The sequence below is a fragment of the Shewanella sp. genome (genome assembly GCF_013214165.1).
Classification (GTDB): domain Bacteria; phylum Pseudomonadota; class Gammaproteobacteria; order Enterobacterales; family Shewanellaceae; genus Shewanella.
Genome location: NZ_JABSSM010000002.1, coordinates 23571 through 46471, shown reverse-complemented (window position 1 = coordinate 46471; position 22901 = coordinate 23571). Strand labels below are relative to the sequence as shown.

Genomic DNA, 22901 nt, shown 5'->3' with positions numbered 1-22901 from the left:
TTTTTGATACAAGAAGACCCAATATCTTGTTCAATATCTCATAAGAGGCAGCATAAGAGGTTGACTGACCTACAAGATTTAACGCCTCAGCGTAAGTTTCGGCTCTAGCATAAGCATACTGACCTTATCTAGTTTGAATCATTGTTTTTAAAATCCGTTTTGTTTACTTGGGATCACATTATTTATGAGTTTAATTAGTATGCCGTTTGTGGACTCAGGTCTGGATACCACGCTACACGTAGTGGCGGCAGTGGTTATGATCACGACGGTCGCAGCCATGGCTATCGGCTTCTGGAAGCTCCACGAACTGCCAATCAATAAGGCGCACAAGGAAGATCATCATCAGATAGGATTGATCACCGCCTTGACCTGGATAGGTTTCCTCTGGCATTGGGTGTGGGTGTTGGCCGTATTGGTGGCATTTGTCGATGGCGAGAAGGCCCTGAGGAAGATCAGAGATATTTGGCATGAGGACAAGAAACCAGAGTCCGAGCCTAAGCAAGGGCTGGTTCAGGTGAAAGAGGAGACGAACAATGCTTGAAGGTTTAGCGGTTTGGGCCCTGCTTATCTACCTGCTCAGATTAGTGGGAATGCCCTGGAATAAATACAGTAAGAGTTTTGCCTATCTGGGAGGCAGCGGTTGGTTGTTATTCGTATGGGTAGGCTTGATTAACTACACGCCTATGGATATCTCGGGTGGCTCTATAGTGCAGTCGCCCCATATTCAACTCAGGCCTGCTTCTAGTCAGGTCAAGGGGCTGGTTAAGAAAATCCATGTAGTGCCCAATCAGACCATAAAGGCGGGTCAGCTGGTCTATGAGCTGGATGATGAGCCTTATCAAATAGCCTTGAATAAATCTGTGGTGGCGCAGGAGTCCGCAGAGCTGGAGCTTGCATTGGCGAAAGAGGACATCAGCCTAGCTAAGAAAGCCCACCAGACGGCGCTCACCGATATCAAGATAAGTGAGAATCAGCTGCAGGCGGGGATCAAAGATCTTAAGTGGAAACAGAAGACTCTGGCGCGCTTCATCGAACAAAACAGAGTGGTGCCGGATACTATCACTAAGAGTCAACTCGATGAGCAGAACAATGATGTCGATATCGCTCAAGCTAAGGTTAACACCTATGACTCTCAGGTCGATAAGGCTATTCTTGCGTCCCATAGGACAGAGTTGGAGATTAGTAAGGCCAAGCTGTCGACGCTGAGCAGACGTTCAGACCTGAATGCCGAAATAGAGAATGTGGCTAAGGCACAATGGGATCTCGATAGTACTAAAGTGTATGCGCCAGCTAACGGTTATGTGACTAACTTCATCATGCGAGAGGGGCAATTTGTCGGCCCTGTTCCCCGCATACAGATGTATACGGAAGAGAAATATGTGCTGATGAGGGTCAATCATCAGGCGATTCGTAACGTCAGAGTCGGCCAGATGGCGGAATTTGCTTCTCCAGTTTACCCTGGGAAGGTGTTTAATGCCGAGGTGGAGGGCATCATAGAGGCAACAGGTGAGGCTCAGGGAAGCCTGTTCGCACGAGATGACAACGTCCGTCAACTGACGGGGGCTAATTTGAATAACAAGCATCACTTCGTGCGTCTCAAGATCTTTGAAACCGATGATTATGATATTCCAGTCGGTGCGGTTGGACTGGCCTGGATCTCGGGTGAGAAACCCATCGCATTTCTGGCTTTCTTAGATGTGATCAGAGGGATCATCATCCGCATGAAGGCGCAAATCTACTACTTCTATTCTATCTAAGCTAGTTGTAACAGGTGACTCCACATTCTTAATCGATTGTGGAGTCTTTTCTTGCTGCTAGGGTGACTGAGTCAGAGGCCGATCTGGTTACGACCCTTGCTCTTGGCTCGATCTAAGCTTTCTTAGCCGAGGCGTTCGGCAACCCAGATAGAGTCACATCGACATCTTCTCAGTCATCAAGAATCGCTTGCGTATCTTTACGCGGGAAGACGATAGTGAATTCCTCACCTCCATAGCTCAATACCTCAACTCCATAGCTCAATACCTCAACTCCATAGCTCAACTTCATAGCTCAATACCTTACCTCCTGCGGAAACGCCGGCCATCTTTGCCGCTACCAATTCAAGCACCTGTCGCCAACGTTATGGCCATAAGTGTCATGAACGGCTTGAGGTGATCGATAACCAGCATGGACAGGAAATAGAATGTAAACTTAATTCAATGGGTGTTGCTGTTTATTTGCCAAGGAGCTTGTCTATGAGAGTGAATCAATAATACCATTCCATATAAGTATCTGGTCAGTTCAGAGACTCTCAGTTTTTTCAATTCAAAGCCCTTTATGCTACGTTGAATGTTCTTGATATACGACTGCATGGATGCAGGAGGTAGAGCAACGCAGGAGCTCGTTGCCGAGAATAACTATTAGCGTCAAACATTCGCCTTGCCTACAGCGCTTTGAACTCCCGCTGAATGATCAGATACTTACTCGGAATGGTATAAGATGAACGCAGAGTGGGAAGACGTGGATGTTCTATTTCGCGGTGATCAATGATCCTCAGGGTGGCGTCTTCTCGGTGATCACCTTAAAGTAGGCTCATTCTTTGACGAGTTCGGTGGAGTGATCGCAACTCTCGTTTTACAACTTCAGAAAAACATGCATAAAAAAACACCCAGCATTGCTGGGTGTTTAGTATTACAGAGCTCCTTGCTTCTACTTGCTTAGCTTACGTGAATAAACTAAGAGATAGAGGGCTGGCAGTACAAACAGTGATAACAGAGGTGCTGTGACCATGCCACCGACCATAGGGGCGGCGATCTTCTGCATCACGTCATTGCCGGCTCCTGAGCCCCACATGATGGGCAGTAGGCCGAAGAAGATGGTCGCAACCGTCATCGCCTTGGGGCGAATTCGCATCACGGCACCTTCTAACAAGGCCTCTTTGAGATCGTTCACCACCTCATATTTCCCTTGCTCCTTTCTATGCTTGATGGCGTTGTTGAGATAGACCAACATCACTACACCAAACTCAGCTGCCACACCCGCCAGGGCAATCATACCCACGGCGACGGCCACAGACATATTGAAGTCCAGAGCATATAAGAGCCAGGTACTACCCACGAGTGCGAATGGCAAGGTGAACATGATCATGCTGGCTTGTATTGTCGAGCCGAAGGTCATCATCAACATGATGAAGATCACGCCCAATGCCATAGGGATCACCTTCTTCAGCTTCTCATCCACACGCTGCATATATTCATATTGGCCTGCGAAATCGTAGCTGTATCTTGGCGGTACGACGAGCTCATTTTCCAGTGCAGACTTGGCTTCACTGATATATTCACCAATAGAGGTGCCTTCTATATCGATAAATACCCAAGAGATTAAACGACCATTCTCACTCTTGAGCATAGGTGGACCGTCGGTTATCTCTATATCGGCTAAGGTACGCAGGGGCAGATAGTGTCCCGTCTTAGTGATCACCGGCAGTTCCCTGAGCTTCTCGATATTGTCTCTGAGTTCTCTGGGGTATCTGAGGTTAATGGGGTAACGTTCCGCTCCCTGCACAGACTCGCCAATATCCATGCCGCCGATGGCGTAGCGAACCACATCTTGGATATCGCTCAGAGTCATGCCATAGCGCGAGGCCACATCTAACTTAGGTGTGATATCGATATAGCGGCCACCACCCACACGCTCGGCATAGGCCGACTTAGTGTGAGGCAGTTTACTGAGTATGGCCTCGATATCTGTACCTATCTGTTGCAGCTCATTCACATCGGCGCCGGTGATCTTGATGCCCACAGGCGTCTTGATCCCGGTGGAGAGCATGTCGATACGCGTCTTGATGGGTTGAACCCAAGCATTAGTCAGTCCTGGGATCTTAACGGTTTGCTGCAGCTGATCTATGACATCATCTAGTGTGTATCCTTCACGCCACTGATCTCTGGGCTTAAGCATTATGGTGGTTTCCAGCATGGTCAGTGGTGCCGGATCCGTCGCCGTCTCGGCACGGCCAACCTTACCAAATACACGCTTCACTTCCGGAACTGTCTTAATTAATCTGTCGGTCTGCTGCAGTATCTCGGCGGCCTTACTGGCACTGATACCAGGCAAGGCTGTAGGCATATAGAGTAAATCACCCTCATCCATGTCAGGCATAAACTCGCTACCTAACTGAGTCATTGGATACCAGGCGCTCATCAGGGTGATTAATGCAACCACCAGTGTCATCTTTGGAAACTTAAGTACTAAGGTCAAAGAAGGCTTGTAGAGGGCGATCAGAAACCTGCTGATTGGGTTGCTGGTTTCCTTAGGGATCTTGCCTCGGATAAAGAAGCCCATCAGTACCGGCACGAGTGTGATCGACAGCACCGCTGCCGCAGCCATGGCGAAGGTCTTTGTGTAAGCCAGTGGGCTAAAGAGTCTGCCCTCCTGTGCTTCTAGGGCAAATACCGGCATGAAACTCAGGGTAATGATTAGCAAGGAGAAGAATAGTGCTGGACCGACTTCGACCGAGGCTTCCGCTACCAGCTTCCAGTGCTCCTTTGTATCAGGCAGGCGTTTATTTTTTTCTTCAAAATGCTCCAGGTGCTTATGCATATTTTCGATCATCACTATCGCGCCATCGACCACAGCTCCGATAGCGATGGCAATGCCACCTAAGCTCATGATATTCGCGTTGACGCCCATCTTATTCATGATGATGAATGCGATGAGTATCGCCAAAGGAAGGGTGATCACCGCGACTAAGGTCGAACGCGCATGCATCAGGAAGAGCAGGCAGACCACAGCAACCACAAACATCTCTTCGAGCACCTTATAGAACAGGTTCTTAACCGAGCTTTCGATCAATTGAGATCTGTCATAAGTCGGGATGATTTCTACGCCTTCGGGCAAACCTGCTTTGAGTTGCTCGAGCTTCTCTTTGACCGCTTCTATGGTGGCTAAGGCATTTTCACCGTAACGCATGACTATGATGCCGCCGACGACTTCACCTTCACCATCTAGCTCGGCGATACCGCGGCGTGATGAGGGCCCCTTACGTACTGTGGCCACATCTTTGAGTAACAAGGGCGTTCCCGAAGGGCTGGTTATCCCTAGAGGGATCTCCCTGAAATCATCCAATGTTTGACGATAACCTTTGGCACGTACCATATACTCGGCTTCGGCCATCTCGATAACCGAGCCGCCAGCTTCTGAATTTGACTTGGATATGGCATCTTTTATCGCAGCGATATCTAGCTTATAGATGGCTAACTTGTCGGGTTCTATGACTATCTGATAGCTAAGTTCCATGCCGCCAACTGTGGCGACTTCAGAAACACCGGCAACGCTCTGAAGTTCAAGTTTAAGATACCAATCTTGCAAACTCTTTAGCTGAGAAAGATCTAAATTCCCTGTTCTATCCACCAGAGCATATTCGAAGATCCAACCGACTCCGGAAGCATCCGGCCCCAGCGATGGTTGTACGCCTTGGGGCAGGCTACTGCCCACTTGATTCAGATACTCTAACACTCGAGAGCGAGCCCAGTAGATATCAGTGCCATCTTCGAAAATAACATAGACATACGAGTCGCCGAAGAAAGAATAACCGCGAACCGTCTTGGCTCCCGGAACCGCCAGCATGGCTGTCGATAGCGGGTAGGTGATCTGATCTTCGACCAACTTAGGTGCCTGACCCGGGAACGGTGTCTTGATAATGACCTGTACATCCGAGAGATCCGGTAAGGCATCTAACGGGGTATTTCTCAGTTCCTGAACACCCCAGACGGTGATCATTATGGTGACAATCAGCACCATTAGCCTTTGTTTGATTGAGGCTTCGATGATTTTCTTAAGCATGGGTAAAGCCTCCCAGTGTCAAGCCGTTGTGGGGGACAGTTCTGCCAATAGAGGCTGCGTCATAAATGTTCTTAAGCATGGGTAGAGCCCCCCAAGATCAAGTTGTAACTATAGATATTCCAGTCAATAGAGGCTTGGTCTACGTGTTTCTTAAGCATGATCTACCCCTCTCAGTATCCAATTGTAGCTAGAAATATTTCTGCCAATAGAGGCTTCGTCTATGTATTTTTTAAGCATGTTCAAACCCTCCTAGTGCTGATGACCGCTACTCAGACGCATTAAGCTGCCCTTGAGGCTAGCCTCTGAATCGAGTAAGAACTGACCCGAGGTGATCACCAGTTCGCCTTCGCTCAAACCATCGAGAATCTCGGCCTTGCCCTGACTGAGCATGCCCACAGTGACCTTACGAGCGGTGAAGCTGCCATTTTTAAGCTTGACTATGACGCGGTTCTCTTTTCCCGTTTGGATCAAAGCCTCTTGAGGGATCACCAGAATATTTTCGTTGGGGCCACCGAAGATGTTGATCTTGGCTAAGGTATTAGGTCTAAGTTCTATTTTGTTGTTTTTTAGTACTATTCTAACGCGCAAGCTGCGGGTCACAGGATCCAGTTCTGGATAGATATAATCTATCTTACCTTCGATCCCCTTGAGCCCCATGGCAGGTACAGAGACTTCGGCTGCTTGGCCTACTTCGAGCCAGCTTTGCTCGTTTTCAAATACATCTGCGATCACCCAAACATGTGAGAGGTCGACTATGGACATAATCTCGGTGGCAGGTTGAATATACATACCGTCTCTGATGGTGAGCGCTTTTACTATGCCGTCACTCTCAGCGTAGAAGGGGACTCGATATTGAGTCTGCTTCGATTTTTCTAATGCCTTTATTTGGCTCTTATTAAAGCCTAGTAATTCTAATCTTAAGCCTGCTTTTCTGAGTAAATCTTCATAACCGGAATTTTTACCCGTACGTCTCAAGGTATCTTGGGCGAGCAGAAAGTCATCCTGAGCATTGATCAGATCGGGTGAGTAGATCTCATACAAGAGTTGGCCTTTAGTGATCTTGTCGCCGACAGACTGAATGGTCAGTTTTTCGATCCAGCCAGTCACTCTGGCGTGGATATGATTGATTTTACTCTCGTCATAATCTATCTGGCCTACGGTTTGAACAAATTTCCATAGGGTATCTTTTTCTACTCTAGCGACCTTTAGGGCCAAGGCCTGTTGCATGTCGCCGGAGACATCTATCTGAATTTCTGTGCCGCTGCCACCTACCTCGACCTTCTCCAGATTCATGCCACAGATAGGACAAGTGCCCGGAACGTCACTGATAATGTGCGCGTGCATCGGACAGACAAACTTGATCGTGACAGCTTCATCGAGTGAAGCAGGCTTGGCACTGTTAAATACTGTGTCAGCTGGAGTGGGAGCCGACTGAGCCATATGCTCGTGTTCAGAGTGGTCTTCTGGGATTGATTGGCTCATCTTATGGGATGAGTGATCCATCTCCCCTTTCTCTTCCTCCTCTTCTTCGACGAGGAACATGTTACAGATATGACAGCGCTTGCCCGGTTCATGACTCGTCACCTCTGGGTGCATTGGACATGAATAGGTTACCGTTTCATGCCCTAGCGTCTGGCTATGCTCGGCATGCTCAGTCGCCGCACCCTGGGTGGTCAGTGACTGAGAATTGGCTAGCTGGGGCGTTACAACCATAAATAGGCTGAGCAAGTAGGCTAGTTTTTTACGTGTATTGTTCATTTCAAATTGACTCATAATGCCTTATCTCCACTCAAAATTAGTGTTTGTGGTGAACTGCTGTTTTAGTGTCAGCTTTCGCTTGCATAGGCACTAGGTGCATGCCACATTTCGGGCATGTGTCGCCCTCTTTACCTGTGATTGACGGGTTCATCGGACAAGCATGGGTATCCGTAGGTGCGCCTTGTGCTGCCGTTAAGTTCATCCCGCATTTAGGATAAGTATCCCCTTTTTCCCCGGTGACTTCCGGATGCATAGGGCAGGCGTGATCGGCCTTCATTTCATGGTGTTGAGCATGTTCTTGCGGCTGAGAATGATCGTGTGCAGAGACGGCTGGTACAAGTGAGATCAAGAAAAAAGCTGATAAAATAAGGCTTATAAGGGTTTTCATTTATAAATTCCATCATATAGTCGGCCGTCTGGATTAGATCTGATCGATCGAAAACAAGTAGCGGCTAAAATAAAACTAATCACCATGAATAATAGTCTTAAATAAGCATGATAAGTTGATAGTCTGTCAGACAGAGAAAATCGTGCTGTTAAGAATGTAATTACCAATCGGATCGATACAAATAATTGTTTGAAAGGTCTTGCTGTACGAGCAGTCGAAAGGACTACTGAATTTAAGCTATGGGAGGTCTGATATCTTTAGCGATAGAGATTGAATGGAAATGAGGCATTTCAGTGGCCAATGCTAACTCTGAGGGACTAAATCCCGGCCAAGATTTAGTATCGAAAAGAGTGCCTGTCACCGAGATTACTAGGCAATGATTACAATCACTCTGGCAATATCCGTCGCCATCACAACAGCTCTGAGCTTCGTCGGGAAGCGCGCGGTTGACCTGCTCTGAGTCGCAGCAATGGGGGATGATATCGGCCTGTTCCGAGTGGCAAACAGCTCCGTCTTTCATGCTCATCATTTGCGAATGGTGTGAACCAGACATCATGGCTTCATGTGCTTGCGCTTTTCCTATCATCATAGACCCATTAGATACCAGTCCTTGGCTCAGCATAGCGAGCAGGGTAAAGGCTATCAATGTGTGACGACGAAAAAACGTAAACATAAAGTTTCCAATAATGAGTTATGGTTAGTCTAACATGAGTAAGTAATAATATATTGACAGAATTCACATTTGTCGACTTTAGCTAGTTACGCTATTCGATATATTGCTTTATGAATATTACTCATGCAAATTTGCTTCATTAACTGTATCTGTATCTAGATTGCATCTAAATCTAAACAGACTATTTAGCCAATTCTATAGGCTTATTATTGAATTGGCTTAGGTTTCAGCAAAAGTTATTTCCTCGCTAACAGAATTTTAGCCATCAAATGATGGTGATTCAGCATGGTGATATCTATGCTCTCTCCTTGAGCATCTTTCAGGGTGATCACCGGGTTATCGATAAAATCATAGGCTTCATCTTGGTTATCAATAACGGGTGTCATGGCCTGATATTGTACCTGCTGATTCGAACTCATGATGAGGTAGAGAGGCGCATATTTTACCCAGGCGCCTGAGTCATCGGCATTGACTTCGAAAATGTCGAAATACTTAAGCTCGATGAGATTCTTACCCTCGGCAAGCTGGATTTCGTGAAGGGCAAACTTGGTATCTCCATTCATGCCGGTAACTGTGAGTGAATCGGGGAAAGAGACACTAGCGGCTGAAGATGAAAAGCTTACTAGACTCGCAAGGGTCAGGGCTGCGATTGTGATAAATGTTTTCATAATAGACTCCAATTGGCACATACCGAGACAGACGTTATATTTGTAACGCGCTGGCTATGGGGCGCTTAAGATAATGAGAGAAGAGCCAGTTCATAGACACAGGCATTAGGCTCTGTCTTGAGGTAAACAATATAATTTGTGTTGGACGCGCCGTTAGCTATATACCTAGGCGTCAAACTAATAAGGGTTAAGTTAAGCTTGTCCAAATCGGAGGGGGATTAAATGTAGCTGGCTCTGCAGTTTGTGTTGACCATGATAGAGTCTGAACTTTATCGCTGGACCCTGGCGCTGACGGTGCCAATGGAGCTTGAATTAAGATACCGCTGGCATAGTGAGACACACATCCTTCAGCCCCCATCATCTCGCATAGAACATCACAGTCGATAAGGAAATTGCCATCTCTGGTCATGATATTCGCGAGCACCATGTCACATTCTTTCTCCCCATGCTTCATGGTCATCTCGCTTTTTTGAGTATTGCTAGCAACTGAGGAGTAGCTAACTGGTGATTTGAATGTCGAGCTCTGTGAAACTTGGCCCTTGGACATCTTCATCGATGTATTCGAGGTGTCTATATCTGAAATATGAGTCAATGGGTGCAAAAACCTTGGCATAGCCATCACAGGTGTAAGCAAAAATTGCCCCACCAAAGAGATGATTAATACAAGGTGTGTAATTTGCTTCAACATTTCTCGCTCTTAAATGAATACGCTCTCATCCCTAATAGACCCTGCAATTATTTAAAAAGTTTCAAACTTTGAAGTTTTTTTGATCGAGATCAATAATGTGGAGAATAAAAGACTTTTAATATATAAACACATATAAAACTTGTTTATTATTAGTTGGTTAGTTGTGAGCTCTTGCTGGGTTCATGGGGTTGATTTAACTTTAGATAGCGTGAATATAAATTGAGTAAGTACAAAATTACCTATTTCGTAATATAGAGTTAGAGCTAGATCTCATTTGTACTATTTCTCTCAGATCAGGGGGTAAGATCTGGTTTATAATTTTTGTAATAGAGATGAAGTAACAATAAGTACTAAACATAAGAATTAAGTACTAAATAAAAATTATATTTACGGAGAAGAGTGATGAACTGGCGTGCCCTATTTAAACCAAGCGCAAAATACTCAATATTAGCCCTACTGGTGGTTGGTGTTGTAGTCGGTGTTGTTGGCTACTTTGCTACACAACAAACTTTACATGCGACAAGTACTGATGAGTTCTGTATGTCTTGCCACAGTAATCATTCTCTGAAAGATGAAGTGTTGGCTTCTGCACACGGCGGAGGTCGTGCGGGTGTGACAGTTCAGTGTCAGGATTGCCACTTACCTCACAACCCTATCGAGTACATGATTAAGAAGATCATCGTATCTAAAGATCTATATGGCTTCATGACTATCGATGGCTTCAACACTCAAGAGTGGCTCGATGAAAACCGTAAGGAACAAGCCGATCACGCGCTTGAATATTTCCGCAGTAATGATTCGGCTAACTGTCAGCATTGTCATACTCGTATCTATGAGAACCAGCCTGAGACGATGAAGAAGATGGCGAAGAGAATGCATCAGCGCAACTTCAGCAAAGAAGCCGATAAGCGCAAGACTTGTGTAGACTGTCACAAGGGTGTTGCACACGTTTACCCTAAGGGATAAACCTTAAAGGGCTTAGTGCTGCCGATACAGAATAATCTTGAAAGCCCCGTAGTTAGCACTATGGGGCTTTTTTATGCTTGTTGATATATAGACTAAACAAGCGATCTTTATTGGTTCTGTATGAGTTCGTACCAGCTGGTATCATTCAAGTTACCTATATCTTCGCTCTCGTGCCATTGGGTGCAGGCGTCTTGCTATAGAGATTGATCTACAACCCGTTGCCTGATGGTGTTTTCAGACGGGCTCGGTCAGAATCTGGAATATCCATCCTAGATAGCGGCAGGCACTTTAGTTGCGATAGTAGGTGGGATGTACTTTATTGCCTTGCTAATCCAAGGAAGGCGCACTGCATAGTAAGGATGCAGGTTTCCTTCATTACGTTGCGGGAGCTCTCTTCTATTGAGTAGGCGCACGTTTAGGTAATCGCTTTTGTGCAGAGTTAGCCGAGAATTGAATCGAGAGTAGAAGATGACGACCTGAACGCCGTGCATAAATAGGGGCACGGCAAATAAGATATTCAGGATAACGGTTAGGTTACCTGCGAAGGGCTGAACTAAATTATAGGCCATTATCAACCAGGCCAAGAGGGTAATAGCCTTCCCGGCTGTTATAAACAAGTTGATAAACGTCATCTGCTTCTCTGTCTACATTTATGCTTACCGTTAAGGGCGTTAAGGGCGTTAAGGCTGATATTGATACAGACGGTAGATGACTTGACCCGCCTGCTTCTCTTTTAACTGCACCCAGTCAGACGGTACGCTTAGCTGGTCCAGCTCGCTTTCGGTCTCCACATAGATCTGTGCATTTTCCTTGAGCCAGTTATGTTCCGCGATTAATTGAATACTCTTTTCGGCGAGATCTTTTCTAAATGGAGGGTCGATATAGACGATATCGAAGCCTTCCTGGGGCTCAACCGCTAATAACTTGAGGGTATCGCCCTTGATGACATCGGCCATAGATGAATCACACTTGAGGGTTCTTAGGTTTAGTTTGAGTTGCTCTGCCGCACTGGCTTGGAGCTCGAAAACCTTGGCATAGCTGGCGTAGCGAGAGAGAGACTCGAAACAGAGTGCACCACTGCCGCCGAAGCAATCGAGTATTCGAGCGCCAGTCAAATCACCCGCAAGCCAGTTGAACAGTGTCTCTCTGACTCTATCGGTTGTGGGCCTTAAGCCTTCTAAATCGTGAATAGGTAGACGCCTCGAGCGCCACTGGCCCCCGATGATTCTAACTTGGCCACTGGAAGGTTTATTTTTTGCCATCTCTTTACCCATTCGTTTAGCTGTTTTTTGGTCTTAAGGGAGAAAGTGATAGACTATCTCACCCAATGAAAGGCGGTTATTTTACCCCAATGCTAGTGGAAATGGTGAAAACCTGAGGTTATTGCTGGAAAAGGCTTGTTTCTCTGCATATTTACCCCTTTCTTGTGGTTATAATGTGGTCCAAAACTAGTTTGTCTGTATGGCATTGCTAAAATAATTATTTGAATGATTATTTACTGGCGCGCAATAGGTAAGAAGCAGATAAAAATTTAGTTAAACAAATACATGATTGGATGGTTCGCTGATATTTTGCATCGATAGAGTCGGCAGACCATCCAGTTTAAAAGTTAACTCCGTTAGTTGAGCACTGGTATTACACATGGCAAAGAAAGGTTTTTTCTCCTGGTTTCGCAAAGATAAGTCAAAAGATGAAGTCGAGGCTCCAGAGGTAGAGGTTGCGGATAACGCTGCAGAGCTAGCGATAAAAGAAGCCGAGGCGCTTGCTTTAAGAGACGCTGAAGCTCTAGTTTTAAGAGACGCTGAAGCGCTTGCAGAGAGAGAAGCGGCAGAACAAGAACGGCTTGCTGTAGAGGCTCTTGCTGAAAAAGAAGCTGAAGCTCTAGCCGAGAAAGCGAGACAGGAAGCCGAAGCGCTTGCTTTAAGAGAAGCTGAGGCGCTTGCAGAGAAAGAAGCGGCCGAACAAGAACGTCTTGCTGCAGAGGCTCTTGTTGAAAAAGAAGCTGAAGCTCTAGCCGAGAAAGCGAGACAGGAAGCCGAAGCGCTTGCTTTAAGAGAAGCTGAGGCGCTTGCAGAGAAAGAAGCGGCAGAGCAGGAACGTCTTGCTGCAGAGGCTCTTGTTGAAAAAGAAGCTGAAGCTCTAGCCGAGAAAGCGAGACAGGAAGCCGAGGCGCTTGCTTTAAGAGAAGCTGAAGCTCTAGTTTTAAAAGAAGCTGAAGCTCTAGCGACACAAGAGTCAGAAAAGCAGCCTGAACCACAGAAAAAGCCGGTTAAAGAGGGGTTCTTTGCTCGGTTGAAGCGTGGCTTAAAGCGTACCAGTGAGAATATTGGTAGTGGCTTTATGGGTCTGTTCAAGGGCAAGAAGATTGATGATGATCTTTTTGAAGAGCTCGAAGAGCAATTACTTATCGCCGATGTAGGTGTCGAGACCACCACTCGTCTGATCGACAGTCTGACCGAGCAAGCGAGTCGTAAACAGCTTAAAGATGGAGAGGCCCTATATGAACTACTGCGTGAAGAGATGCAGAAGACCTTAGAACCTGTATCCATTCCCTTGGTGCCAGAAAATGCCGATGGTCCCTTCGTGATCTTGATGGTGGGCGTCAATGGTGTCGGTAAGACCACGACCATAGGTAAGCTCGCCAAACAATATCAGGCCGAGGGTAAATCGGTTATGTTAGCCGCTGGCGATACGTTCCGTGCCGCGGCCGTAGAGCAGTTACAGGTCTGGGGCCAGAGGAATGATATTCCGGTTGTGGCGCAGCATACTGGAGCCGACAGTGCTTCTGTGCTGTTCGATGCACTCCAGGCAGCACGCGCTCGAAATATCGATGTCTTGATAGCCGATACGGCAGGGCGTTTACAGAATAAAGCGCACCTGATGGACGAGCTCAAGAAAATCGTTCGGGTGATGAAGAAGTTAGATGAAAATGCTCCCCATGAGGTGATGTTGACCTTAGATGCGGGCACAGGGCAAAATGCGATTAGTCAGGCTGAACTGTTCAAGAAAGCGGTAGGTGTCACAGGTATTACTATCAGTAAGCTTGATGGTACGGCTAAAGGCGGAGTCATTTTTGCGATTGCCGATAAGTTCGGTATACCAATACGTCATATCGGTGTCGGTGAGCAGATCGATGATCTACGCACCTTCGATGCAAAAGACTTTATCGATGCGCTTTTTACCCAAGAGCACAACGAAGAACAGAAGTAATTGATTTAACGCCTAGGCCAGGACTCTTTTCAGAGGGAAATGAGAACAGATGATTCAATTTGAGCAGGTAAGTAAAGTTTATCCGGGTGGGCAGAAAGCCTTAACTGATGTTAACTTTCATCTTAAACGAGGTGAAATGGCGTTCTTAACTGGTCATTCGGGTGCTGGTAAGAGTACCTTGCTTAAGTTAATCACTGTGATTGAGCGTGCTAATGCTGGCCGGGTGTCTATTAATGGACACAATATTGCCAAATTGACTCGAAAGGATGTGCCGTTTCTTCGACGAGATATCGGCATGATTTTCCAGAACCATCACTTGTTGATGGAGAAGAGCGTTTTCGATAATGTCGCCCTGCCACTCGTGATCGAAGGCTTTTCCCATGGCGAGATAAAAAAGCGTGTGTTAGCAGCACTGGACATGGTTGGACTCTATGGCAAAGAGCGTCACCACCCCATCATGCTCTCTGGCGGTGAGCAACAACGTGTGGGCATCGCCCGGGCGATTGTAAATAAGCCGCCTCTGCTGTTGGCCGATGAGCCCACGGGGAACTTAGATCCCAAGTTATCTATGGATATCTTGCGCCTCTTCGAGACGTTTAATGACTCAGGTACCACGGTACTCATTGCTACGCACGACTTAGGCCTTATCGCTAGAATGAAATATCGCACCTTGACCCTAAAGCAGGGGCGAATGTTAGGAGGGGAGGAGCTTACTTCTGCTCCGGCAAGCCCATTTACTGTTTAAATCAATATGATGTCTAATGGCACACAGGGAATGACATGAGCAAGAAGCCTCAGCTAACCAGAAGCAAGTTACCCATCTCAGGTCGTATTGTGATGTTCTTCATTCGCCATATACAACATGCCATGGGTAGCATGGGAGAGCTCTGGCGTGATCCTGTCTCCTCTATCATGACTATGGCTGTGCTCGGGGTGAGTTTAAGCCTGCCGGCCGCACTACAAGTCCTAGTTAAAAATGCCGAGACGATAACTCAATCCTGGAACAGTGCCGCCGAGATATCGCTATTTGTCGAAGATGCTCGTAGCGAGAGAACAATTCAAAGCTTAATCACCCGGATTAAGGTTTACCCTGAAGTCGGCGAGGTGAATTATATCAATCGTGAACAGGCGCTCGAAGAGTTCCAGTCACTGTCAGGGTTCGGTGAAGCCCTGTCTTATTTAGACACTAATCCACTGCCAGCCGTGGTGACTGTGACGCCGAGTCTCAGATACTCGAGTCCTACCGGCGCACGTGAGTTGCTGAAGAAGTTGGAACTGGAGCCCGAAGTGAGCTTTGGCCGACTCGATATCGAGTGGCTGGAAAGACTGCAGGCCGTGGTGAAGTTACTTGAGCGTACAGTGTTAGCCATTGCCGCCTTATTAGTGTTAGCCGTTGTGCTCGTGATAGGTAATACCATACGTTTGGCCATCATGAATCGTCGCACCGAGATCGAAGTCATGAAGCTAGTCGGGGCGACAGAGGCCTTTATTCAGAGACCATTCTTGTATACAGGGATCTGGTACGGCATCATAGGTGGCATATTAGCCTGGATTATCATCAACCTCCTGGTCTGGTATCTCGACAGTGCATTGGCTGAATTATTGGGCTTATACGGTAGCCAGCTGCAGATGCAATCTTTGTCTTTGGTGGAACTTGGCCAGCTTGTGGGGCTCGCCTCTTTCTTAGGCTGGTTGGGGTCATATCTCTCCGTTCGCCACCATCTGAGGGCGATCGAGCCTTCATAATGAGATGCTGGAGGGTCTGTAACCTTCCAGCCTTATAGCTACCTATACGAACGATGAGCTTTATGAACTAATCTTCACTTGCCTTGTCTATTCACTAGGGGCGACGCTATTAAGCGTAAAATGTGTTTAAAAATTTTCATCTTAGGTGTATTGACATAAGTTGTCAGATCACCGATAGTTCTCCACCTGCCCTTTTTACCTCGGTATTTAACAGGGGGCAAGCCGTGATAAATACTTTCATCTTGTTGAAATAAGTCGGTGCTAGGCTCTGTCTTGTATATCGATGAATGTATTGTTAGTAGTATTTGTTAGACGAGTAAATTGAAAAGAATAGGAGCGCGAATGACTGATCAAACGCAATCAATGGCACTTGTGGTTCCCCATGGAAGCGGTAGCCTGGAAGCTTATGTTCATTCGGCACACAACATCTCGATGTTGGCAGCCGAGCAGGAATATGAGTTGGCTAAGCGTTTACAGGAAACCGGTGATATACAGGCAGCGAAGCAGCTGATTATGTCTCATCTTCGTTTCGTTGTTCATGTTGCCAAGGGTTATGCCGGTTACGGCTTGCCTCAGGCTGATCTTATTCAAGAAGGCAATATTGGTCTGATGAAGGCGGTTAAGCGTTTCGATCCTAATGTTGGGGTCCGCTTGGTCTCTTTTGCCGTTCATTGGATTAAAGCCGAAATTCATGAGTATGTGCTTAAAAACTGGCGCATCGTGAAAGTCGCTACCACTAAGGCTCAGCGCAAGCTGTTCTTCAACCTGCGTAAGGCGAAGAAACGTCTTGGTTGGTTTAGTGATGCAGAAGTTGGCATGGTTGCCGAGAATCTGGGCGTATCTAAGGCCGATGTGACCGAAATGGAGTCACGCATGGCCGCTCAAGACCCAGCGTTCGATCTTGCCAGCGATAACGACGATGACATTCAGGATTATGCTCCTGCTCTGTATCTTGAAGATCATTCTTCAGATCTTGCGAGCCAAGTCGAAACTGATAACTTAGAGGCAAGTAATCAAACTCGTCTTCTGGCTGCCATCAAGACCCTAGATGAACGTAGCCAACACATTCTTCAGGCCCGTTGGCTGAATGAAGATAAGACGACGTTACAAGAGCTAGCCGCAACTTATCAGGTTTCTGCCGAACGTATCAGGCAACTCGAGAAGAATGCCATGAACAAGCTCAAGGGCCGAATGGAAGTGTAAAGCTTGCTAGCCTAAAAAGAGTCAATGAAAACCTGCCGCGGCAGGTTTTTTTGTATATGGATATACTTATCCCCGATCGCAGGGATAGCGATGGAGGGGGTTTATGTCTGGAACATTTATGCCGAGAGCCCAGGGATGGAAAGCTATCGGCTTTGTATATGGATATACTTATCCCCGATCGCAGGGTGCCAGATGTTCCCGACATCTGTTGCACATTTCCACAGTCCCTTGCGGTCAGAGCGATGGAGGGGGTTTATGTCTGGAACATTTATGCCGATAGCTGAGACGATGCAGCGCTGGTGGAGCAGAGATGACGCAGCGCTGGTGGGACTGCGCCGGTTATTGCTCCCTGCATAACCGGGATTTCCGCCATTCATGGCGGTCAGATGGGGCTACGCTGTAGGGATAGGGCCGCTTGTGTTCGTTGTAGGACCGGCTTTAGCCGGGAGAGAATTAATCCATGAACCTCGGGGTTAAAGCGCTTCCTACCGAAAATATGATGCTTCATTATCAGGGCAAAGCCCGTCGAATAGGCGTAGCCGTCCGCGAAGCGATAGGCCGCAGGCCGTCATCTTAGCGGTTAGAAGCATCTTAGATTTTAGCTCCTAAAACCGCCTTAATTATCTGTTGGCGCGATACCTTTAAACTGGTTTGCTCGACCTCAGGCCAGGAATAGTAGTGGCGAGGGCGTTTAAAACGGGCGGCTTGGTTGCAGACTAAGGCGTCTAGTTCACTCTGCTCAGGGATATGTCCCTTGATTATCGCCGCTGGCAAGTTGCCAAACTCGTCATCAAACTGTGGGAATACGATAGCCTCTTTAATCTCGGGGTGCTGCTTGAGTATCGCCTCTATCTCTTCGGGTTGAATATTTTCACCGCCACAGATAAACATGTTATCGCAGCGACCTAAGATGCACAGATTTCCGTCCTCGTTCCAATAGCCCCTGTCCTCGGTAAAGAACCAAGCATCTGGGTCCAATGTCAGTGTTATCTGTTTTTCAGTCTCTGCAAGAGAGTGGCTAAGAGATTGTGCTGGATAATGAGGCTCGAGATAGCCCAGAAAGAGTGTTTCGCCCCTGACATAGATCTTGTTGTCTTGGATCTTAAGCTCTCGGCCCGGTAATAGATGACCACAACTGCCGTCTTCATTGGCAATACCTGTGGTGATCTGCGAGCCCATCTCTGTCATACCATAGCTGGTGAAGCTGGGTATTTTTAGGCTTTCCAATTGGGCCAAGAGAGCAGGAGAGATAGCCCCGCCGCCGAGCAGTAACGCCTTCACCTGTCGAAGACTGCTGGCATCTTGATTCAATAAGCGGACCAGCTGAGTCGCCACCAATGAAAGATGAGTGATCTTATCTCTGGTTAATTGCTCCGATAGTTTGGCGTCCCTATCTTGCAATACGACCGCTGCGGCGGCTAAGGCGCAGCGGTTGATGATTGCCAGACCACCAATATGAAACACTGGCAAGGTGAGTAGCCAGCTATCGCCGGGCTCGAGAGGGATGAAGCTGCGGGAGCCCTGTGCATTTGCAATATGGTTATTGAGGCTGTGCAACGCGGCCTTAGGCACACCACTGCTGCCCGACGTGAGAATGATGTTGGCAGCGAGCTGCGCATCGACTCTGGTCGCTTGATATTGAGGTGGATAGGATTGGGCCGGTTGAGTTTTGGCTAAATGCGGCTGACTCGTCAGGCTAACGTCTAAGGAGATTAGCCTCGGGCTTAAGGCCGGAGTTAGCACATCCTGGTGCTGCTCTCCCGTCCAGACATGGGTCAATGTGTATCTCTCGACTAGTTCAGTAATCTGTGCCGAGGGAAATCGTGGTGAGAGTGGACAGAAGAGTATGCCTTGGTCGATACAGGCCCAGTAGAGCATGACTAATTCGGGGGAATTACTGTCAATGCAGGCGAGACGATCTCCTCTTGTTAAGCCTGAGGCAAGCAGTTTCTCGCCTAGGACCATGACCCTCTGGCTCAGCTCAGAATAGCGCAGCGCTATCTTGACTCCCTTGCTGCGCCAGCTTATCGCTATCGAATGTGGATGGGTTTTCGCCGTCTGATGCAGGGGAGAGATAACAGGGACTCGTTGCAAGGAACCTCCTTTACCTAGACTGATTTGATCAAGGTGAGTTCATCACAGCTCAGGCATTTACTCTTGCCCGAGTCGATGATCAGATCGGCGCTAAATGCCGCTAAGGTATCTAGCCCGGGGATCTCATCCGGCGACATTATCTGGTTTAATCTGGCTAAAGCCTCAATGCCTAGGCTGGCCTCCAAGCTGGAGCTTAATATGGTGCGCACGCCACACAGATCGGCTTCATGCTGTAAATTTTGTATCTTCTCTAGCGTGCCGATGAGCATAGGCTTGATGACTAGCGCCGTGAGGCCAGGCTGCATCACAAACTTGAATTTAGCATCGTTAAGGGTCTCATCCAATGCCCAGGGCATGCCTATGGCTCGATAGAAGTTTGGGTTGTCGTTATGGTCGATGCAAGGCTCTTCTATGTACTCGACAGCGTCTATAGGCAGGCAGGCGGCAAACTCGATGGCCTGCTCTAAGCTGAAGCCTCGGTTGGCATCGAGTCTGAGTTTTAGATCGGGTCTTATGGCGAGCACCTGATGCACGAGTTGGATCTCTTCTTCCAGTGAGATCTGGGCGACTTTTATCTTAACTGAATGTGTGTCCCTAGGTAGGGCGCGCACTCGTGCGTGCAAGCTGCTAACTGGCTCATCTTGGCCACGATAGATAAGCGGAACGACTCTAGTCTCCTGAAGCGACATTTTTGTGTCATCGAGCTGGCCGATAAGCTTGGCATAGAGCAGGCTCAAGCCGAACGCGAGTGATGGGTATTGCGTCTCTTCGGCGAGATCTAACAGCTGGATTAGCGGTTTACCTATGAGCGACTCGAGTCGCTCTTCCAGTTGTTGGCTGACCTCTTGCAAGCTTTCCTGGCTGAAAGCCATTAAGGGGCGGTTATCGATATCGAGACCCGACAAAGGGCTTATTTCGACCAATTCGGTGCGTGAGTCAGATGTGCTTTCGGCTGCTGAGTTCTCTGTCACTTGAAGCCTGAGAACCAGTCCGCTACGCAGTTCGATACGCTGTTTGCCGACAGGAAGCTGTTTATCCAAGGGGATCTGGTAAGAATATAGCTGAGCCGTGGAGATGATCATTGCGGGGTCTCTATGAGTTGTAATATCAATTGCTGACAAAATTTATCCGCAGCAGCCAGGTGAGCATTGTGCCCGGCCCGCTCGAATTGATGCACTGTTAATCTTGACTGACTCTGCCAGCGCAGCGCCAGGGCCAAAAATTTACTGTCATCCTTGCCGACATAGTAATGACAGGGAGCTGAAATCTGCTTGGGTAACTCAATCAGATCTTCTTGAACGGCGAGTGATGTCGCCAGGTAGATCGACTGCAGCGCCTGAGCACTATTTTTACTGCGCTTCTTGACCAAGGCTTGCCGTGCTACCACAGAGAGCTCGGAAAACACCCCCTGCTGGTACCAGGCATTGAGGAAGTCTGTCAAACTCAGGCTGGCGAGTCTGGCGTGCCACATTTTATCCTTGCTGAGCCTGGCCTTTCTATCGCTGGTGCCGATAAGTCCCGGGTGAGCGGACTCGATATGTAGGCTAAGGATCCGATCTCTGTATAGCCGAGCGATATGCAAGCAGATACGCCCGCCGAGTGAGTAGCCCAGTAGATGGTATTTATCTATGTGCAGAGCCGAAATCGATTGATGAACAGCCTTGGCCACCTGATATAAGCCGGGTGTGTCGAGTGACAATACCGGGCTGTCTCCGTGTCCAGGCAAGTCGATGCAGATACAATAAAAATGTTTGCTCAGCTCAGGTAGCAGAGGTGCCCAGTCGACTCTACTCCCCAGGAAACCATGGATCATGAGCAGAGGTGGATTACCCTTATTACCATGGCTCGTTAAGGCTAACATTAGTTCTGCTTTACCCAGCAAGCGATTTTAGTTATCTGTTCGCTGGCTTGCTGTTGTGCCACAGTCACTTCGATAACAGAGGGACCATCGAATTCAATGGCATCCAGATAGGCCGCATTGAAGCCCTCTATATCATCCACCTGGTTGTAGGCGATGCCAAACATGGCGGCAGCATAACCAAACTCCAGCCCGTGGGAGAGGCGATAATAATCGTTTCTTAACTTCTCGTCAGGGACGGGTAATAAGTTAAAGATGTTGCCGCCATCGTTGTTTAAGATCACCACGACAAAAGGTGTTTTCATGGTGCGTGCGATGGCAAGGGAGTTAAGATCGTGTAGCTGGGATATATCGCCAATGATTAAGGTGGTTGCTGTCTTGCTATGCTTGGCAATACCACAAGCCGTCGCTAATAGCCCATCTATGCCCGATGCACCACGGTTAGTGTAAGTGGAGCCGTACTCTGGGGTCATAGGGGCAAACATATCATAGAGGCGCACGGGTAAGCTGTTGCCAATAAATACTTGCTGTGATGCTTGCTGCGATCTGGCGATAGTACGAACCACCATGGCCTCGCCGAATTCACCATTGTCTATCTGATGTTGGAACAGGTTTTCCAGATTGTCATTGACTCGAGTCAGCTGCAGAGCCCAATTGACCTGTGAAGATCTAGGCCAGGCTAGTGAGGCAAATGTTTGCAACTCACACAGCCAAACTTGTTTGCTGCTATGGCTGGGATCTAGCTTCATCTGTGTCGGCAGCACTTGCCAGTAACACTTCCATTTTTGTTCGGCAAGATAACTGATTAATCGCTTTGATATGAGACGACCACCGAAGACTAGGACGCGTTCGGCCTGTTGCAGGATGGCTCTGGCCTTAGGCTGATGCAGCAGTTGGTCTATATTGCCGATAACACCTGGGTGCTGTCTGAGCTGAGATTGAGCATCTGTGAGTAACGGCCAGCCAAGCTTTTGTGATAACAAGATCAAGGCCTCCGGGGACTCCTTGGGAGACAAGGTTCCGGCAATGATCACTCCCTTGCCATGAACGAAGCGTGCCAGTGAGTCCTGAGTCGGTATGCTCTGCAGTTTTGCCTTGCCATATTGAACATAGGGCTGACTGGTATGTTGCCAGGAGCCTAAGGTGCTCAGATATTCGGTGAAGTTGGCACTCATGGTCGCAGGGTACAAGGGTTCTCGATACATGCAGTTGATGTGTACAGGTTGAGTCCGATTACTGATGGCTTCATCTAATGTAGCCAGCAGGGATTCGGGTCGAATAGCGAGGCCAGGTGTGGGCAGGTTTACCTGTTTAGCGTATTGAGAAAAAATCGCCGGTTGTGCTATGGCTTGGTTGGCGCCGCAGTCGAGTAGTTCTGGGGGCCTATCCCCGGACAGAACGATGAGAGGGACATGGGTCAACCAGGCTTCAATTATCGCTGGGTAAAGATTAGCGACAGCCGTACCCGATGTGGTGATGATAGCGACGGGGGCTCGACTCGCTTTGGCTAAACCTAGCGCCATAAATCCCAGACCACGCTCGTCAAAATGCAGATGTTGTTGCAACTTTTTCTGTTTAGCGGCGGCCAAGGTCAAAGGCGTAGAACGCGAGCCCGGCGCCATGCACACATGTTGCACGCCCAGTCGCGCAAGCTCCTCTAAAATAAGCGTGCCCCATAACAAGTTAAGTTCGGCTGTCTTTTCGATCTGCATAGATAGTTACCATAAAATTGATATCGCTAGTCTAGCGTGAAGTAAGGGAGATTTCTAAGTGAAACCACATAGTTTAAGGATTACTTTGCCTTGTATCAGTACACTAGGCACTCAAAT

General features: G+C 47.8%; 19 protein-coding genes. 7 read left to right on the top strand and 12 right to left on the bottom strand.

Features of this window, described 5'->3' with window-relative positions; all coding sequences use genetic code 11:
- The first annotated feature begins 184 nt into the window (after positions 1 to 184).
- On the top strand, positions 185 to 541 hold the full coding sequence (locus HRU42_RS00950) for an MFS transporter (RefSeq protein WP_295028144.1): 357 nt from the start codon (positions 185 to 187) through the stop codon (positions 539 to 541).
- Entirely contained in the window at positions 534 to 1757 is a 1224-nt protein-coding gene (locus HRU42_RS00945; RefSeq protein ID WP_295028142.1) for an efflux RND transporter periplasmic adaptor subunit, read from the top strand. The genes HRU42_RS00950 and HRU42_RS00945 overlap by 8 nt, the downstream gene beginning before the upstream one ends.
- Positions 1758 to 2688: 931 nt before the next feature.
- On the opposite strand, the gene HRU42_RS00940 is transcribed toward HRU42_RS00945, so the two are convergent.
- The 6 genes from HRU42_RS00940 to HRU42_RS00915 all read right to left on the bottom strand — a co-directional run bounded on the left by HRU42_RS00940 (position 2689) and on the right by HRU42_RS00915 (position 9995).
- A complete protein-coding gene (locus HRU42_RS00940) occupies positions 2689 to 5820 on the bottom strand; it encodes an efflux RND transporter permease subunit (RefSeq protein WP_295028141.1) in 3132 nt (1043 codons plus the stop codon).
- Positions 5821 to 6069: 249 nt separating this feature from the next.
- On the bottom strand, positions 6070 to 7593 hold the full coding sequence (locus HRU42_RS00935) for an efflux RND transporter periplasmic adaptor subunit (RefSeq protein WP_295028139.1): 1524 nt from the start codon (positions 7591 to 7593) through the stop codon (positions 6070 to 6072).
- 22 nt (positions 7594 to 7615) lie between these two features.
- Positions 7616 to 7966 (bottom strand): heavy metal-binding domain-containing protein, encoded by a 351-nt coding sequence (locus HRU42_RS00930; RefSeq protein WP_295028137.1) that lies wholly within the window; start codon positions 7964 to 7966, stop codon positions 7616 to 7618.
- Between the two features lie 232 nt (positions 7967 to 8198).
- The gene (locus tag HRU42_RS00925; RefSeq protein WP_295028135.1) at positions 8199 to 8639 is read right to left on the bottom strand and encodes a hypothetical protein; all 441 of its coding nucleotides are present in this window, start codon (positions 8637 to 8639) and stop codon (positions 8199 to 8201) included.
- Between the two features lie 236 nt (positions 8640 to 8875).
- A complete protein-coding gene (locus tag HRU42_RS00920; protein WP_295028133.1) occupies positions 8876 to 9307 on the bottom strand; it encodes a DUF2057 family protein in 432 nt (143 codons plus the stop codon).
- A 187-nt stretch (positions 9308 to 9494) separates the two neighbouring features.
- Positions 9495 to 9995: a hypothetical protein gene (locus HRU42_RS00915; protein ID WP_295028131.1), complete on the bottom strand. Its 501-nt coding sequence runs from the start codon at positions 9993 to 9995 to the stop codon at positions 9495 to 9497.
- Positions 9996 to 10397: 402 nt separating this feature from the next.
- Between HRU42_RS00915 and HRU42_RS00910 the strand changes: the two genes are divergently transcribed.
- Complete coding sequence (locus HRU42_RS00910; RefSeq protein ID WP_295028129.1) at positions 10398 to 10961, top strand: NapC/NirT family cytochrome c; 564 nt, start codon at positions 10398 to 10400, stop codon at positions 10959 to 10961.
- A 269-nt stretch (positions 10962 to 11230) separates the two neighbouring features.
- On the opposite strand, the gene HRU42_RS00905 is transcribed toward HRU42_RS00910, so the two are convergent.
- A complete protein-coding gene (locus HRU42_RS00905; protein ID WP_295028127.1) occupies positions 11231 to 11593 on the bottom strand; it encodes a DUF1145 domain-containing protein in 363 nt (120 codons plus the stop codon).
- Between the two features lie 48 nt (positions 11594 to 11641).
- Entirely contained in the window at positions 11642 to 12223 is a 582-nt protein-coding gene (rsmD, locus tag HRU42_RS00900) for a 16S rRNA (guanine(966)-N(2))-methyltransferase RsmD (RefSeq protein WP_295028125.1), read from the bottom strand.
- 379 nt (positions 12224 to 12602) lie between these two features.
- Between rsmD and ftsY the strand changes: the two genes are divergently transcribed.
- The 4 genes from ftsY to rpoH all read left to right on the top strand — a co-directional run bounded on the left by ftsY (position 12603) and on the right by rpoH (position 17120).
- Positions 12603 to 14171 (top strand): signal recognition particle-docking protein FtsY, encoded by a 1569-nt coding sequence (ftsY, locus tag HRU42_RS00895; RefSeq protein WP_295028123.1) that lies wholly within the window; start codon positions 12603 to 12605, stop codon positions 14169 to 14171.
- A gap of 49 nt (positions 14172 to 14220) precedes the next feature.
- Complete coding sequence (gene ftsE / locus HRU42_RS00890; protein ID WP_295028121.1) at positions 14221 to 14916, top strand: cell division ATP-binding protein FtsE; 696 nt, start codon at positions 14221 to 14223, stop codon at positions 14914 to 14916.
- Positions 14917 to 14951: 35 nt separating this feature from the next.
- The gene (gene ftsX / locus HRU42_RS00885; protein ID WP_295028119.1) at positions 14952 to 15917 is read left to right on the top strand and encodes a permease-like cell division protein FtsX; all 966 of its coding nucleotides are present in this window, start codon (positions 14952 to 14954) and stop codon (positions 15915 to 15917) included.
- A gap of 342 nt (positions 15918 to 16259) precedes the next feature.
- Entirely contained in the window at positions 16260 to 17120 is an 861-nt protein-coding gene (rpoH, locus tag HRU42_RS00880; RefSeq protein ID WP_295028117.1) for an RNA polymerase sigma factor RpoH, read from the top strand.
- 591 nt (positions 17121 to 17711) lie between these two features.
- Here the strand turns inward: rpoH and menE are convergent.
- Genes menE through menD form a run of 4 tightly spaced genes read right to left on the bottom strand, consistent with a single transcriptional unit; the run spans position 17712 to position 22784 of the window.
- A complete protein-coding gene (menE, locus tag HRU42_RS00875) occupies positions 17712 to 19214 on the bottom strand; it encodes an o-succinylbenzoate--CoA ligase (RefSeq protein WP_295028115.1) in 1503 nt (500 codons plus the stop codon).
- A 14-nt stretch (positions 19215 to 19228) separates the two neighbouring features.
- Entirely contained in the window at positions 19229 to 20296 is a 1068-nt protein-coding gene (gene menC / locus HRU42_RS00870; protein WP_295028113.1) for an o-succinylbenzoate synthase, read from the bottom strand.
- On the bottom strand, positions 20293 to 21075 hold the full coding sequence (menH, locus tag HRU42_RS00865; RefSeq protein WP_295028111.1) for a 2-succinyl-6-hydroxy-2,4-cyclohexadiene-1-carboxylate synthase: 783 nt from the start codon (positions 21073 to 21075) through the stop codon (positions 20293 to 20295). The genes menC and menH overlap by 4 nt, the downstream gene beginning before the upstream one ends.
- Positions 21075 to 22784 carry a 2-succinyl-5-enolpyruvyl-6-hydroxy-3-cyclohexene-1-carboxylic-acid synthase gene (gene menD / locus HRU42_RS00860; RefSeq protein WP_295028110.1) on the bottom strand — a complete coding sequence of 570 codons (1710 nt, stop codon included), beginning with the start codon at positions 22782 to 22784 and terminating at the stop codon, positions 21075 to 21077. The genes menH and menD overlap by 1 nt, the downstream gene beginning before the upstream one ends.
- Positions 22785 to 22901 lie beyond the last annotated feature (117 nt).